Genomic DNA, 14,432 nt, shown 5'->3' on the forward strand with positions numbered 1-14,432 from the left:
GGCCCGTACACCTTGCAGCAGCGGAACACGCGGAAGAAGGGACACTCCCCGGCGCGCGTCCCGTCCGTCCGTACCGAAGCGGTTACCGTACGTGAGTACGAGTTTGGTCCACGCAGTGGGACGGGGCACTGATGTATCTGTACGGGGTGCTGGTCGCGTGCGGCGCGTTCGTGCTCGGCGCGACTGCGGCGTGGCTCTGGACTCGTCATGTCGACCGGCGGTGGCCCATCCAGAGCGGTCCGGTCGTAGCCGCTTCGTGCGGTGCCGTCGCGTCGCTGTATGTCCTCACGATCGCGTTCCTGATCGTCAACACCAGTGCGAGCCTGGGCAATGCCCGCGCGGGTGCTGTCGCCGAGTCCGGCGCGCTGCGTGACGCCTATCTGGTGGCCCAGCGCTACCCGGCTGCCGAGAGGCGCGAACTTCAGGCTTCCTTGCGTACGTACACCGACACGGTGATCGACGTGGAGTGGCCGCGCCTCGCCCGTGGTGAGGACTCGCCGGCCGCATGGAATCAGCTGGACGCTCTCCACAACCGCATCCTGGCGAGTCACGATGCCCCGGCCCTCGCTCAGGCGGATCTGCGCACCGCGCTGCACGAGGTCTACGTACAGCGGCGGCTCAGGGTCGCGGCAGCGGACGACGGCATCCCGCCCGTACTGCTCGGTTTCCTGATCTCCACCGCGGTCCTCGTCCCGCTGTACTTCCTGCTGATGGGGTGGCCCACCGGCGTGCGTGCCAGGGCAGGACTGGGGACGACCGCGGCGCTGTTCGCGGCGGGGATCTGGATCGTGCTGCAGCTCAACCACCCCTTCGCGAGCGGGATACGGGTCACCTCGGACAGTTTCAAGGACGCCTTGGCCCGCATGGAGCAGGTGGACAGCCGTGACGTTCCCGCGGCGTCGTTGCCTCGTTCATGACCCGAGCAGCCGGTCCAGGTAGGGGGTACGGAACACACCGTCCGGGTCGAACGCGTCGCGTACGGCGCGGAAGTCGTCCCAGTGACGGTAACGATCGTGCAGAACCGAGGCGTCGAGGCTGTGCCGCTTCGCCCAGTGCGGGCGGCCCCCGGCCTCGACGAGGATCTCTTCGGCGGTTCGCAGCCAGCGGTCGCGGCCGGGCGTGCGCGGCGCCGCGAGGTTGATCCACGCGGTCGCGCGGCCCTGCGCCGGGCTCAGCCAGGTGGATTCGGCCGGACCCGGCCGAATCTCCAGCGGCAGGACGCTGGTGAAACCGGTACGCCGCAGCGCCACGCGCAGCCGCTCCACCGCTTCGGGCAGCCGCTCCACAGGGATGCCGTACTCCAGGGCGGCGAACCGCAGGCGCTGCGGGAACACGCAGCAGGTGTGGGCCGGGCCCCGGTGCGGTGGGGCCGGAGCCGGGCGGCACAGTTCGGCCAGTCGTTGCGCGGCCGCCCGGGGGAGCGGGCTGCGGGCGACGGCGGCGCGCAGTGCCCAGCCGCGCAGCAGGTCGTCGCGGATCGTCACCACCGGCGAGACGGCGGCGGACGGCCGTGCGTCCGACGCAGGTTGCAGGGTGTGGAGCCGCACCCGGTCCTGCCAGGGGAACCAGAACGCCGACACGTGTTCGGCCGATGCCGCCCACCGCACCGGATCGGCCAGGAGGCCGCCCAACGCGCCGTCCGCCTCGCGGCGTTCCAGCAACTGCCCCGGCACGCAGCGAAGTACCAGCCGGGTCACCACGCCCAGCGCCCCCAGCGATACCCGGAACGCGGGCAACAGGTCACTCTCCAGGTCCACATCGCGCATGTCGCCCGTCCCCGTCACCACCCGGAACCCGACCACCTGCGCCGACAGCGACGCGTGCCGGCCGCCGCCGTGAGTGCCGGTGGCGACGGCGCCGGCGAGCGTGGGCGCGGCCGTCGTGGGCAGACCGTGGACCGTGAGTCCCCGCAGGTGCAGCGCCGCGGCCAACTCGCCCAGCGGCGTACCGGCGCCCACGGTCACCGTGACCGCTCCGGTGACCGCGTCGGCCCTGCCGATCGCCAGCACCCCGCGCAGTCGTCGTACGTCCACGAGCATCCCGGGCGTACAGGCCAGCGGTGCGAACGAGTGGCCCGCGCCGACCGCCCGCACCGGGACCCCGCGCTCCCGGGCGGCCCGGACCAGGGTGGCCACGTCCGCCTCGCTCCGCGCGATTGCGTACGTCTGCGGCGAACAGCGGGCTGTGCCGGCCCAGTTGGACCACGAGCGCGTCATGCTCCGAGCGTCGTGGAGGGCACCGGCGCCGCCGCGTCGACCTGTGCGGCGATCCACGCGTACGTCGGCCGCAGCCCCTCGGCCAGCGGGACGCCCGGGGCCCAGCCGAGAGCGGCACGGATCAGCGTGTTGTCGCTGTTGCGGCCGTGCACACCCTGCGGGGCAGCCGTGTCGTAACGGTGGCGCAGGCGGACCCCTGCGGTCCGCGCGACCAGACGGGCCAGGTCGCCCACGGTGATCAGTTCCGAGGTGCCCAGATTCAACGGCTGTTCGACGTCACTGCGCATGATCCGGCGGATGCCCTCGATGCAGTCGTCGACGTACATGAAGCTTCGGGTACGGGTGCCGTCGCCCCACACCTCGATCTCCTCGCGCCCGTCCCGCACGGCCTCGGCCACCTTGCGGCAGAGCGCCGCCGGGGCCTTCTCGCGGCCGTCGTCCCACGATCCGTACGGGCCGTACACGTTGTGGAACCGGGCGATGCGCACGGTCAGACCGAAGTCCTCGGCGAAATGCCGGCCCATCCGCTCGGCGAACAGCTTCTCCCACCCGTACCCGTCCTCCGGCTCAGCCGGATACGCCATGTCCTCGCACAGCGCCTCGACCCGGGCGCTGCCCTGCCGGTACGCGGGGTACACGCACGCCGACGACGCATAGAAGTAGCGACCCACCCCGCGGTCGCGCGCGGCCAGCAGGAGGTGGGTGTTGATGAGCACGGACAGCATGCAGGCCGCTTTGTTGTTCTCGATGAACCCGATGCCGCCCATGTCGGCGGCGAGGTTGTAGATCTCGTCGACGCCGTCCGCCACCTCCTGGCACGCCTCGCGCAGCGCCAGGTCCGCACTCAAGTTCAGGGCCTTCGGGTGGAGTTGGTACCAGCGGTCGAGCGGTTTGACGTCGACGGCGGTGACCCGTTGCCCCTCGGCGAGCAGCCGGGCGACGAGGTGGCCGCCGATGAAGCCGCCCGCACCGGCGACGAGTGCATGCGGTTGGTCCGTGCCGAGAAGCGACGACATGTGGGTGCTCCGTTACGGTTCAGGCTGCGTGGCGGCGCCCGGAGGCGGGCCTCACAGCACACGGGTGAAGCGGTCGGCAATGTCGGTCAGACGGAAGGTGCGCCGGGCCCAGATGCGCGCCGCGGCACCGTGACGCGCACGGCGCCGCGGGTCGGTGAGCAACCGCACCGCGGCGGCGCAGAAGGCGGTGGCGTCCCGCGGGTCCGTCACCTCACCGCCCCCGGACTCCGTCACCACACGGGCCGTCTCGGTGCCGGGCGGGGCGGCCGTCAGCACGCAGCGGCCCGCGGCCAGGCAGGACAGCAGTTTCGACGGTGCCGAGACATCGGCCGCCTCGTGGGCCAGCGTCACCAGCAGGACGTCGGCGGCCGCCATCATCGCCGGTACTTCGTCGTACGGGCGCAGGTCGAGCAGGGTCAGGCGCGTCAGGCGGCGTTCGGACCGCCACCGTTCGAGCAGTTCGCGTCCGGCGCCCTGGCTGACCACGACCACTTGCCCGAGGCCGGCCCGACCGCAGGCCGCGGCGAGGTGCGCGAGCAACTCGGGGGCGTGCCGCTCGTCCAGCGTGCCCGCGTACAACAGCACGGGATCGCCGGCCCGGCGGAAGGCGGCGACCGGCGGCCATGGTGCGGCGCCGGGCGGCGCGTATTCCGCGGGCAGGGGAGCCCAGTTGGGCTCGACGGTGATCCGCTCGGGCGCCACCCCGAGCGCGCGGGCCGCCCGCGCGAAACCGTCCGTCACGGCGACGACGTGATCGCTGCCGCGCAGCGTGTGCGCCTCCCACGCGGCCTCGCACCGCCCGGACGAGGCGGCCGCGGAGTACACGTCCTGAAGCCAGTACACGTACCGCCATCCCTGCGCCCGGGCGACGCGCAGCAGTTCGCCCTGCACCCGGGGCGGCGCGTTTCCGGTGAGGAGCGTCGCGGGCGCCACGGCACCGGCTGCCCGCGCCTCGTGCACGGCGGCCAGAGCGGCCTGCCGTACCGCACGGGCGTAGCGCACCGTCGTGTTCCCGTCCGGTCGTACGGCCCGACCGTTCCCGTGGCCCGTACTGTCCGCGCCTCCTGCGACAGCGCGCACGACGGCGTCCGCAGCGGTGCGGTGCAGATCGCCCCGGGGCCCGATCAGGTCCGCCCGGTAGAGGTGCGTCACCCGGCGCCCCCGCCGGGCCAGTTCGTTGCTCAGGCCGATCTGGAAGGGGTGTCCGAGGTAGTCGTGGACGATGAGCGTGCCTTCGTCCGCGCCTGTGTCATCGTGTGACTCAAACACATGGTCAGGCTATGTGCGCAGGTCAGGTACAGCGACTTGACCGCGGGCAGCTCGAACCGGCGTCCCCGTGCGGTGCGCTCACCCGCCGGACGCATCCACGAGGCGCAGATAGCCCGCCGCGACCAGCCAGGCCACCGTCAGGCGCTCGGGGGCATCGTTCAGCAGCTCCTGCTTCAGCTTGTACTGGATGCCGTAGCCGGATTGGGCGAACGCGGGGGCCGTCGGGCCGGCCAGTACGGAAAAGTCCCTCAACACCTCGTAGCGGTGGTAGTTCCAGGGGCGCTCGCCCTCGGCGTGGCGCAGAGTCTCCGGGGGGATCGCCCTGGCGGCGACAGGCGTGCCCACGGGGGCAAGGTAGGTGCCGTGCTCGCGGCCGTAGCGGTCGACCGTTTCGCGATGCAGCAGGACGGAGGGGAAGGCCACCGGCGCCCCGTCGGCCGTTCGCGCGAACCCGTCGGCCTCCGGGTACCGCCAGCCGCCGGACGGATTCCAGAAGGTCTGCAGGAACGACTGGACGGTGCCGGTCCCACAGGGCTGATAGCCGCTGAAGTCCGCCGCGGCGGCACCGCCGCTGGGCAGGGGCACCTCCACCAGTTCGGCGGGTCTCCGGGGGTGGGCGGGGACCGCGGGCGCTCCGTGTGCGTCCGCCGCCGTGGCGAGCTCCGTACCCTCGCCCGGTTGTACGCCGGTCTGCCCGGCCGATGAGTGCTCGTACGCTTCGTACTCGGCGAAGGTGATCTGGTTGTCGTCGTCGGTGTCCATGGCGGCCTGCATGGACCGCCACAGTGCGCGGAAACCGGTGCGCACCCGGAAGAGCCCCGCGCTGCCGATGCCCGGATCGGCTTGCGCGAGGGTGAGCAGCCGGTGTTCGAAGTCGTGCCAGGTGACAACCCCGTCGCCGTCCGCGTCCAGCAGCGCGAAACGAAGTGCGGTGTCCCTGTTGTCACGCGCCACGTCGCTGAAGTCCTCTCACCCGCCGATCGCGGCCCGAGGGCCGGGCGACACGTCGGTCACGGACAGTCGTTCACGAAAGCTTGTCCCACAAGGAGCCCGCAGGCGAGCCGCGGCCTCCGCGCCCGGGGCCCGACCCGGACGGCGCCGACCTCTACGACGTACGGGTACGCGACCCCGCCCTGCCCGGCGCCCGGATCCGCTGCCCCCGGCGGCCGGGACCGGGTGCGGCCGCTGACAGGGCTGCACTCGGTGCGGTGCACGGCGACCGGGGTGGCTCGGCCCGGCACCTGGATCGGGAAGGCCGACGCCACCGGCCGGCAGGCGTATTTGCGGGCCACGGCGCGGGCGTCGGCGCGGTCCGGGTACGCCGGGGTGGGCGCCGCGCTGGCGCTCGCCGAGACGGTGCGGGTGGCGGGGCCGGGCCGGGTGCTCGTCCGTTACGCCGTGACCAACACCGGCAACCGGCCCGTCCACGACGTCCGACTCACCGACCCCGCGCTCACCGCGCCCACGGACCGGATCGACTGCGCGGCAGGGCGGCCCGTCGTGGCGCGGCTCGCTCCGCGCGAAAGTGCTTGGACGCGCCAGGTCAGGAAGCGTGCGGGCGGCTCCGCGTCGTCCATTGCCCGTTGGCCGGCCGGGAGCCGACGTCACCGTCCCGCCGGGGCCCGGTCGTGTCGCCCGGCTGCCCCGGTCCGGTGGTGGGACATACCGCGCGCGGTGATGCTCGCGCTATGCCAGTTCGTTCCGGGTCGAGGGGGTCGCTCATGCCGCGGCTGGGCGCTGCCCTGGTGCACCACGCGTGGGCCTTCGCGGAGCGGTACGGGCGGGTGACGGCGCAGCGTCCGGGCCGCCACCGGTTCGCGCGGCTCGGCGACGGTGCATGCCTCGCCTTTCCGCCCGGGGCGGTCTTCGGCGAGCAGGTCATCGCCATCGGGGACGCCACTCTGGTGGGCCCGTGCGTGAGCCTGTCCGCGGGCTACCCGTTCGGTCCCGTGCCGGGCCCGGGGCTCGTGGTGCGGATCGGCGCGCGCTGTCTGGTCGGCCGGGGCAGCCACATCGTCGGCCACCACCGGGTGGAGATCGGCGACGACGTGTACATCGCCCCGTACGCCTACATCACCGACCAGAACCACGGTTACGCCGACCCGGACCTGCCCATCGGCATCCAGCCGCCCGTGAACGCCCCGGTCGTCATCGGCGACGGCTGCTGGCTCGGCGCGGGTGTGACCGTGCTGCCCGGCACCCGTCTCGGCCGGGGCGTCACGGTCGCCGCGGGCGCCGTCGTGCGCGGCACCTTCCCCGACCGGTGCGTGATCGCGGGCGTCCCGGCGCGGATGGTGCGCATGCACGTACCGGGCGAGGGTTGGCAGAAGCCTCACCAGCAGCCATACGAGGAGGAACGCATGAAAAAGCCGCCCGAGGGTGACATCCCCATCATGGTCGTCGGTGATTCGATCAGTCACGGCAGCAGCGGCGACTGGACCTGGCGCTACTTCTTCTGGAAGCACCTGAAGAACGCGGGCCTGAGCATCGACCTGGTCGGCCCGAAGGACACCCTCGACAACATCCGCACGGAGGAGGTCGGCGACGACGACGCGACGTACGCGGACCCCGGCTTCGACCGCGACCACGACGCGCAGTGGGGCCGCCCGTACCTACAAGAGAAGGAGGTCATCGAGGAGAAGGTCGCCGAGCACGAACCGGAGTACCTGCTCGTACTCCTCGGCATCAATGATCTCTTCTGGTACGGGGTGACGCCCTCCCAATTCGCCGCGAATCTACGGGAGTTCCTGACCAATGCCCGGCGCGCGGCCCCTGACGTACGGATTGTGATCGGCACCGTACTGGAGACGCAGAAGGCCCTGGACGACACCGGGTTCGCGGAGCTCGTGGCGGAGACGAACGAGCAACTGCGTTCTGTGGCAGCCGAGATGGACGTGCCGGTCGCCGAGACGGCGGCCGAGTTCCGCGCCCTCGAGCACACCTGGGACGGCACGCATCCCAACCCCAACGGCGAGGTGCGCATCGCGGCCGCGTTCGCCGACCGGCTCGCCGAGTCGTACGGGCTGGGCGCGCCGTACCCGCGTCCCTATCCGGTCCTCGACGTGGTCGACCCGGTGGCGAAGGCCCCGATCGACGGCGCCGACTGAGTCACGGATGAGCCCGACACCTCCCGTTCGCCCTGGGCGGAGCGGGTACGGCGGGCGGTGGCGCCACACCTGACAGTTCTGGCAGGGAAGGTTCACAGAGACGGCCGTGGGGCCGTCCCGAGAAGGGGCCGGCCCCACGGCCGTCGTGCGGGGTCTGATGCTGGATGGACGCCGGAGTCGGTCCAGGCGATGGCGTCGCGGCTGCCGGACGGCAGCGAGCAGAATCTGCAGCAGTCCGTGAACCGGTCCACCGGGCCCCGCTGCCGGTGCGGCGGCGTATCGCTGAGCGGATGACCGTGCGGATCAGCCCTGAGGCGTGGGACGACGGCGCCGAGCGGCATCGGGCACCGTGAGAAATGGCGGGCTCGCCCTGAGCATGTCGGGCGGGGAGTGCGCCCGGCGCGTGGAGCCGGACGTGTTCGGTTTCCCGTGAGGTGGGACGGCGATCCGCGGGGCGGAGGTGCGGCGGATGGGTGCTGGTCCGTATGGATGATCGTCAGGCCTGGTCGCCGGGCTGGTGCGGGCATTCCGGCAACACTCGTGATCATGGAACTCTGGCTGCTCAACCACCTGAACACCTTCGGTCTGGCCCTTCTCCTCGTCGGCGGTCTCGTCGCGTTCGCCCTCCTCGGCGCGGTCCATGTGCGTCGCAGATTCCCTCGGTCGGTGAACGGTGAGCAGAACGAGATGGTCGGTGTGCTGCTCGGGATGTACGGGGCGATCTACGGGATCTTCCTCGCGTTCGTGGTGGTCGCGGAGTGGGAGGGGCTCGGGGTGGCCGAGCAGGTCGTTGCCTCGGAGTCCGCCAACGCCGCCTCGATCGTCCGTGACGTGGCGGTCTTCCCCGAGAAGGACGAGCGGCACGTGGTGGACGCGGTCGGTCTCTACGTGCACGCGGTGGTGGACGACCAGTGGCCGAAGATGCGGCGCGGAGTTCCGGACAGCGCAGCCACCGAGCACGCGATGAGCTCCCTGTTCCACGCCCTGCAGTCGTACGAGCCGAAGACCGAGAGCCAGAAGGCGTACTACGGGACGGCTGCCGGGCATGTGAACGCCATGTCGGCCGACCGGCGCAGTCGACTGGCCATCGCGAGGTCCGGACTGCCGACGCTGCTGAAGATCCTCGTTTACGGAGGGGCGATCGTGATGATCCCGCTGACTCTTCTCCTCGGGATTCGCGATCGTAGGGCCCAACTGATGTTCGTGGGCTGCTCCACGGCGCTGATCGGATTGGCGTTGCTGCTCGCGGTGACCCTGGACCGGCCGTTCGCGGGCGAGCTGTCGGTGTCACCCGACCCGTACCAGGCGGGGGTGCTCGCACAGTTTTGGAAGTAGGGCCGGCGCAGGGCGTGGTGACGCCTGCGCCGGCGTGATCACCGACGTCGATGGGTCGGTGGTCACACGCCCGTCTTGCTTCCCTCCTCGAAGTCCACCGGGATCTCCTTGCCGCGCATGTCGTCCAGGGTCAGCAGCTGGGCGGGCGGGGCGAAGGGCCGTTGCGACGTGGCCTTTCCGTCCTGGATGCACAGCAGTTCGCCCGGTTCCAGCAGGCGCCAGTCGGGGTCGTCGTCGAGGCGCTCGCTGGCGATCACCCAGGCCGGGACGCTTCCCTCGGCCGTCTGCTCGGTGGCGCCCCGGGTTCCGCTGGCGAAGCCGCCTCCCTCCGGGTCGAGCAGCCACAGTTCGCAGCTGTGCGGGTAGCGCAGGGCCCACAGTCGGTCGGCCTCCGCGAGGACGAAGTTCAGTGAGAACACGGGCAGTTCGGCCGCGATCCGGCTGATGGCGGAGATGATGCCCTGTGCGGTGTCACCGGTGCGGCGGATCTCGGCCGAGATGTACGCGAAGACCAGCTCGGAGTCGGTGGTGCCCTCGACGTGGGCCCGGTCGACGTCACTCAGCCACCCGTCCACGACCTCGGCGCCGCGCAGGCAGCCGTTGTGCGCGAACAACCGGTCGTTGATGTCGAAGGGGTGGGTGTTGTGGACGTCGATCTGGCCGGCGGTCGCGTATCTGATGTGACTGACGATGGTGTGCGACACCACGTTGCGGGCCTGTGCGGCGAAGTCGTCGTTCTCGAACGCGGCGACGCCGGAGCGGTCCCGTACCGGCTCGTTGCCGAGCGAGAACCAGCCGAGTCCGGTCCCGTCGGGCTGGCGGGTGCTCTGCTGGGCGAAGTTGGTCAGTGAGTCGAGCAGCCAGTGCGAGGCCTGGACCCGCGGGCCGCAGGTGGTCAGGGCGAACAGTCGGCACATGTCGTCACTCCTCGGTTCAGCGGATTACGGGAATGGGGCGGACGGGCGTTCAGTACGCGTGGCGCACAGCGGCTGCCAGGTCCTGTGGGCTGGTCTCGGCGAACAGTTCGGCCTCGGCCCGGCGCACGGCGGCGACGGCCTCGAAGAGCGGGTCGCCCAGAGCGGTGCGGAGCACGGTGGAGTCCTGGAAGTGCTTGAGGGCCTCGGTCAGCGAGGACGGCAGCCGTTCCGTCCCGTGCTGTCGCGCCGGGTCGCCCGCCACCGGCGCCGGCAGGCTCAGGGCATCGTGCACCCCGGCGAGCCCCGCCGCTATGACGCACCCGGTGACCAGGTAGGGGTTGGCGGCGGCGTCGAAGCACTTCACCTCGCCGTTGGCCGTGCACGGGTCGTCGGACGGGCCGGGGATGAACCGGAGCGCGGCCTCCCGATTCTCCACGCCCCAGCAGTGGTAGGCCCCGGCCCAGTGGCTGGGCTGCAGCCGCAGGTAGCTCGCGGCGCAGGGCGCGCCGATGGCCATCAGGGCGGGCAGCTCGCGCAGCACCCCGGCGAAGAACGCCTCAGCGGTGGGTGTCATCCCGGCCGCGCCGTCTCCGTCCCGGCACAGGTTGCGGCCCTCGTGCCAGAGGCTGGTGTGCAGATGGCGGCCGTTGCCCACCGCGCCGGCCGCGGCGACCGGCGCGAACACCGGGACCAGGCCGTGCCGCAGGGTCACCGCCCGGACGGTCTCGCGGACGAGCACGGCGAGATCCGCCGTGGTCACCGGATCGGCCGGGGCCACCGAGACCTCCAACTGGCCCGCCGCGTACTCGGGATGGAGCTGCATGACGTCCACGCCCTGCGCCTGGAAGGTGCGCAGCAGGTCGGCGAGGTAGCCGGACAGGTCGACCAGGCGCGTCATCCCGTAAGCCGGGCCCGCGGTGGCGTAAGCGGGTTCGGAATCGGCGCCGGCGCTGTGTTCGGTCTGGCGGACGACCACCCATTCCGTCTCGAACCCCATCCGGACGTCGAAGCCGGCCTCGCGGGCCGCCTCGGTCATGCGGCGCGCGAACTGCCGCTGACAGCACGGGTGCGGGTGCCCCTCCTGGTCGTAGCGGTCGGCCGGAGCCCACGCCCACCCGGGCTGAGCGGCCAGCTCCGTGAGGCGGTCGAGGTCGGGGTGGAGCCGCAGATCACCGTCCGGCCCACCCACGTACGTGCTGTCGGTGATGGAGTCGTCCAAGAGGAAGACGTCGAACACCGGCGACATGCCGACCCCGTGCTCCACGGCAGCGGCCAACCGTCCGGCGGGCACCGCCTTCACCCGGGTGATGCCGCTGTTGTCGACCCAGGTCAGCGCCACACCGTCGATCTCGCGCCCGGCCAGCCGGGCTGTCTGCGCGCGGGTGCGCGCGAAGTCCGTGCCGTTCCGATGCTGAGACGTCCCGCCCGCCTTCACCGCGTGTCCGTTCGGCCGGTGAAGTGCGCCACGACCGACGTGGCCACGTGCTCCACCTCGGAGTCCGTGAGCTCGGGGTAGGCGGGCAGGCACAGGCGTCGCGCGCCGCCCGCGGAGCGTGCGGTGACCAGACTGCGGTGCTCGATCTCCTCGAAGGCGGGCTGATCGGGCAGCAGATACGGGTAGACCTGCTCGGCCTCGATCCCGCGCTCGGCCAGGTGGGCGGAGAGCCCCGGGAGGTCGGGGCTGCTGACGGCGTACTTGTAGTACGCGTGCCGGTGGCCGGGCAGCACGGCCGGAGTGGTCACGGGGATGTCGGCGAAGCATGCGCTGTAGTAGTCGGCGATGGCCTGTCGACGCTTCAACCACTCGGCCAGCAGCGACAGTTCGAGGTCGATGAGACCGGCGTCCAGCTCACCGAGCCGTCCCCGCACCCCACGCTCCTGGTGGACGTGGCGCTGCCCGGGCGCTCGCCCCATGTCGGAGAGTCGGCGCACCCGGGTGGCCCGCTCGGGGCTGTCGGTGATCACCGCGCCGCCGTCCGCGAACCCGCCGACGCACTTGCCCACCCAGAACGAGAAGCAGCCGAAGTCCCCCCAGGTGCCGGCCGCGCGTCCGTCCAGCCGGGCGCCGGGTGCCTGCGCGCAGTCCTCGACGACGGTCAGATCGTGCGCCCGGGCGACGGACAGGATGGCCGGCATGTCGGCCATGTGTCCGTGCAGATGGACGGGGATCACGGCCCGGGTGCGCGGGGTGACGGCGTCGGCCAGGGCCTGCGGGCACAGGGTGAGGGTGGGCTCGGCGACGTCGACCACCACGGGCACCGCCCCGGTCTCGGCCACCGCGAAGGCGGTCGCGGCGAAGGTGGCCGCGGGCACGATGACCTCGTCGCCGGGCCCGACACCCTCCGCGCGCAGGGCGAGGGTCAGGGCCTGGGTGCAGGAGGTGGTGGCCACGGGATGCCCGCCCCACAGGGTGCGTAGGCGGTGCTCCAGGGCGGTGGTCCGTGGCCCGAAGTGAAAGCGTCCGTTGTCCGCTATCTCGTCCACCAGGCGATGTATCTGCGGCCGGAGCGTCCGCACCCGTCGGGCATGTCCTTCGGCGGGAATGGTCCGGTCGGCATGCGGGCGAGTGGTGACGAGAGCAGGGGAGACGAGCGCCATGAGGAGACCTCGCAGAGAGAGGAGTGGAACCGAGCGTCGTGGCGCCACGTGATCCGCCGCGGGGTGCGCGGGCTGTCCCGTCACGCACCGTATTCGCTCGGTTGTTCTACGTCCTCCGCCATGGTCAAACGCGGACAAGGCGCTCGCAACCCGACCCCGGGAGGCCTCACCTGCATTCCACAGCTATGCGGCCGAGGTCCATGTGGCGGGCGATGGCACGCAGCGTCATTCCCTCGTGCAACAGGCAGTGCATGGCGGTGTGGTCGCGGCGGATGCGCGCGGCGGTCAGCTCGCCCGGCACCGCCGCCACGGTCGCCTCCGCTCCGGGCTCGGGCAGGCAGCCGCGGTGCGCTGCGACGACCTCGTAGACCCGGCGCCCGAGTCCCTGCCACAGGTGGAAATGGGCGCTGACCCGAACCGCTTGTGGTGCACCCGTGCTGATCGCGGCGCGGAAGGTCTGCGAGCCGTCCCGGCAGACCACCTCGATCCCCGGATGCGCGCGCAGCCAGTCGACCAGCGGCTCGGCTGCCCGTTGATCCCACACGTCAACGGGCAGCCGGCTCGTCGCGTCGACCACCAACGTCCCGCAGCGCAAAATCGTCGACTGCGAGCACGTGCAGCCCGGGCGGCAGTGGCGGGTCAGCCACCGTCATCACGCAGTTGAGCAGCGTGGCCCAGCTCAGAACCTGAAGAAGGTGGTGCAGCAGACGAGAACCCGCCTTGCCCGCCACGGCCACGCCGACCGCGGTCACCACCGCCTGCAGCGCCGGGGTCCTGCGCTGGTAACGCGCGGTCAGCCCGGCCACCTGCTCGGCGAAGTCTGTTTGGGACAGTACGGGTTCTCGCAGTACAGGCGGCGCACCGCCAGGTCGATACGCACCGGCCGACCACCGACCGCCTCGTCTGCGACATGCCCCAGCATCTCGCCGTACGGACGCCCGGTCACGCCCCAACCCCAGCGATCACCAACTACGAAAATCTTGTATGCGCCGCGAGCTACACCCAGCGGAGATGTGCGAGCGGCTCCACGGCGGCGCCAAGGTCTCAGAGGACGTTCCAGTTGAAAACTGGATAGTTCACGGGTTGTGCCAGGTTATGGGCGTTTCGCCGGTTGCTCGTTTCGCGAGGGTCGAGATCATCGCGATGCGGATCATGCTTTCGGAGTGTGCGGGTTTGGTCTCGTAGTCGCGGGCGAGCCGGCGGTGCATCATGATCCATCCGAAACTTCGCTCGACTACCCAGCGCCTGGCGATCACGGAGAAGCCTTTGACCTGCTCATTTCGCGGGACTACGTCGACGTCGATGCCGAGGGCGGCGCCGTGCTCGATGGCCTTGGTCTTGTAGCCGGTGTCGACCCACGCCTTGGTGATCGTGGGGTGGTCGGCGGCGAGTTGAGTGAGGAGCTGCTTGCCGGCCTCGTTGTCCGAGACGCTGGCCGCGGTCACGATGACCAGCAGTAACAGGCCGAGAGTGTCGACCACAATGCTGCGCTTGCGGCCCACGATCTTCTTCCCGGCGTCCGTTCCCTGGGTGTCGGCGGGAACGCTGGTCGCGGTCTTGACGCTCTGCGCATCGATCACGCAAGCGGTGGGTTCGGCGGTGCGTCCTGCCTGCTCACGCACCATCCGGTGCAGATGGAGGCCGAGTTTCTCGATGGTGCCGTCTGCACTCCAGGCGCTGAAGTAGCCGAATACGGTGGTGTGCGGCGGGAAGTCGTGCGGAAGGTAGCGCCAGGGGACGCCGGTCCGGTTAAGGAAGAGGATCGCGTTCATGACTTCTCGCAGGTCAGTGACCTTGCCGCCGAGGTTGAGCGAGGTCTTCTGGCGCTCGGCCCGCCAGGCCGACAAGGCCGGCTCCATCAACGCCCAGCGGGCATCGGAGAGATCACTCAGGTACGGCAGGCGCGGCTGCAAAGCGGTCATGGGGATACCCATGCACGAGGTCCCTACCCGGGCATATCGCTCGATCGAGCGA

General features: G+C 71.2%; 13 protein-coding genes and 1 pseudogene. 4 read left to right on the forward strand and 10 right to left on the reverse strand.

Annotated features, from left to right (window positions below; genetic code table 11):
• The first annotated feature begins 131 nt into the window (after positions 1-131).
• Complete coding sequence (locus tag OG746_RS38320) at positions 132-917, forward strand: bestrophin-like domain (RefSeq protein WP_266723161.1); 786 nt, start codon at positions 132-134, stop codon at positions 915-917.
• Here OG746_RS38320 and OG746_RS38325 read toward each other — a convergent pair.
• The 4 genes from OG746_RS38325 to OG746_RS38340 form a co-directional block, all read right to left on the reverse strand.
• Entirely contained in the window at positions 912-2,216 is a 1,305-nt protein-coding gene (locus OG746_RS38325) for a D-arabinono-1,4-lactone oxidase (protein ID WP_266723162.1), read from the reverse strand. The two genes, OG746_RS38320 and OG746_RS38325, sit on opposite strands and share 6 nt — an antisense overlap.
• On the reverse strand, positions 2,213-3,232 hold the full coding sequence (locus OG746_RS38330) for an NAD-dependent epimerase/dehydratase family protein (protein WP_266723164.1): 1,020 nt from the start codon (positions 3,230-3,232) through the stop codon (positions 2,213-2,215). The genes OG746_RS38325 and OG746_RS38330 overlap by 4 nt, the downstream gene beginning before the upstream one ends.
• A gap of 51 nt (positions 3,233-3,283) precedes the next feature.
• Positions 3,284-4,501: a glycosyltransferase gene (locus tag OG746_RS38335; protein WP_266723166.1), complete on the reverse strand. Its 1,218-nt coding sequence runs from the start codon at positions 4,499-4,501 to the stop codon at positions 3,284-3,286.
• Positions 4,502-4,579: 78 nt separating this feature from the next.
• Entirely contained in the window at positions 4,580-5,455 is an 876-nt protein-coding gene (locus OG746_RS38340; protein WP_266723168.1) for a glycohydrolase toxin TNT-related protein, read from the reverse strand.
• Between the two features lie 767 nt (positions 5,456-6,222).
• Here OG746_RS38340 and OG746_RS38345 point away from each other — a divergent pair.
• The 3 genes and pseudogenes from OG746_RS38345 to OG746_RS38355 all read left to right on the forward strand — a co-directional run bounded on the left by OG746_RS38345 (position 6,223) and on the right by OG746_RS38355 (position 8,943).
• Positions 6,223-7,608, forward strand: coding sequence for a GDSL-type esterase/lipase family protein (locus OG746_RS38345; protein ID WP_266723170.1), 1,386 nt, complete (start codon positions 6,223-6,225; stop codon positions 7,606-7,608).
• Positions 7,609-7,753: 145 nt separating this feature from the next.
• A pseudogene (locus OG746_RS38350) lies at positions 7,754-7,928 on the forward strand (transposase); the annotation flags it as partial.
• A gap of 226 nt (positions 7,929-8,154) precedes the next feature.
• Positions 8,155-8,943: a bestrophin-like domain gene (locus OG746_RS38355; RefSeq protein ID WP_266723172.1), complete on the forward strand. Its 789-nt coding sequence runs from the start codon at positions 8,155-8,157 to the stop codon at positions 8,941-8,943.
• Positions 8,944-9,005: 62 nt separating this feature from the next.
• Here the strand turns inward: OG746_RS38355 and OG746_RS38360 are convergent, their stop codons facing one another.
• From OG746_RS38360 to OG746_RS38385, 6 genes are all read right to left on the reverse strand, one after another.
• On the reverse strand, positions 9,006-9,860 hold the full coding sequence (locus OG746_RS38360) for a class II glutamine amidotransferase (RefSeq protein ID WP_266723174.1): 855 nt from the start codon (positions 9,858-9,860) through the stop codon (positions 9,006-9,008).
• Between the two features lie 49 nt (positions 9,861-9,909).
• A complete protein-coding gene (locus OG746_RS38365) occupies positions 9,910-11,295 on the reverse strand; it encodes a type I glutamate--ammonia ligase (RefSeq protein ID WP_266723176.1) in 1,386 nt (461 codons plus the stop codon).
• Positions 11,292-12,344, reverse strand: coding sequence for a DegT/DnrJ/EryC1/StrS family aminotransferase (locus tag OG746_RS38370; RefSeq protein WP_524540525.1), 1,053 nt, complete (start codon positions 12,342-12,344; stop codon positions 11,292-11,294). The genes OG746_RS38365 and OG746_RS38370 overlap by 4 nt, the downstream gene beginning before the upstream one ends.
• A gap of 280 nt (positions 12,345-12,624) precedes the next feature.
• A complete protein-coding gene (locus OG746_RS38375) occupies positions 12,625-13,035 on the reverse strand; it encodes a transposase (RefSeq protein WP_266723180.1) in 411 nt (136 codons plus the stop codon).
• Positions 13,004-13,264 (reverse strand): hypothetical protein, encoded by a 261-nt coding sequence (locus OG746_RS38380; RefSeq protein ID WP_266723182.1) that lies wholly within the window; start codon positions 13,262-13,264, stop codon positions 13,004-13,006. The genes OG746_RS38375 and OG746_RS38380 overlap by 32 nt, the downstream gene beginning before the upstream one ends.
• A gap of 270 nt (positions 13,265-13,534) precedes the next feature.
• Entirely contained in the window at positions 13,535-14,371 is an 837-nt protein-coding gene (locus tag OG746_RS38385; RefSeq protein WP_266725662.1) for an IS5 family transposase, read from the reverse strand.
• Positions 14,372-14,432: the final 61 nt, after the last annotated feature.

Source organism: Streptomyces sp. NBC_01016, from assembly GCF_026341035.1.
In the GTDB taxonomy this organism is placed as follows: Bacteria; Actinomycetota; Actinomycetes; order Streptomycetales; family Streptomycetaceae; genus Streptomyces.

Bases quoted from the DNA above. Each gene is read 5' to 3' on its own strand.
- OG746_RS38320 (WP_266723161.1), top strand. From the start codon at position 132: ATGTATCTGTACGGGGTGCTGGTCGCGTGCGGCGCGTTCGTGCTCGGC.
- OG746_RS38325 (WP_266723162.1), bottom strand. From the start codon at position 2,216: ATGACGCGCTCGTGGTCCAACTGGGCCGGCACAGCCCGCTGTTCGCCG.
- OG746_RS38330 (WP_266723164.1), bottom strand. From the start codon at position 3,232: ATGTCGTCGCTTCTCGGCACGGACCAACCGCATGCACTCGTCGCCGGT.
- OG746_RS38345 (WP_266723170.1), top strand. From the start codon at position 6,223: ATGCCGCGGCTGGGCGCTGCCCTGGTGCACCACGCGTGGGCCTTCGCG.
- OG746_RS38355 (WP_266723172.1), top strand. From the start codon at position 8,155: ATGGAACTCTGGCTGCTCAACCACCTGAACACCTTCGGTCTGGCCCTT.
- OG746_RS38360 (WP_266723174.1), bottom strand. From the start codon at position 9,860: ATGTGCCGACTGTTCGCCCTGACCACCTGCGGCCCGCGGGTCCAGGCC.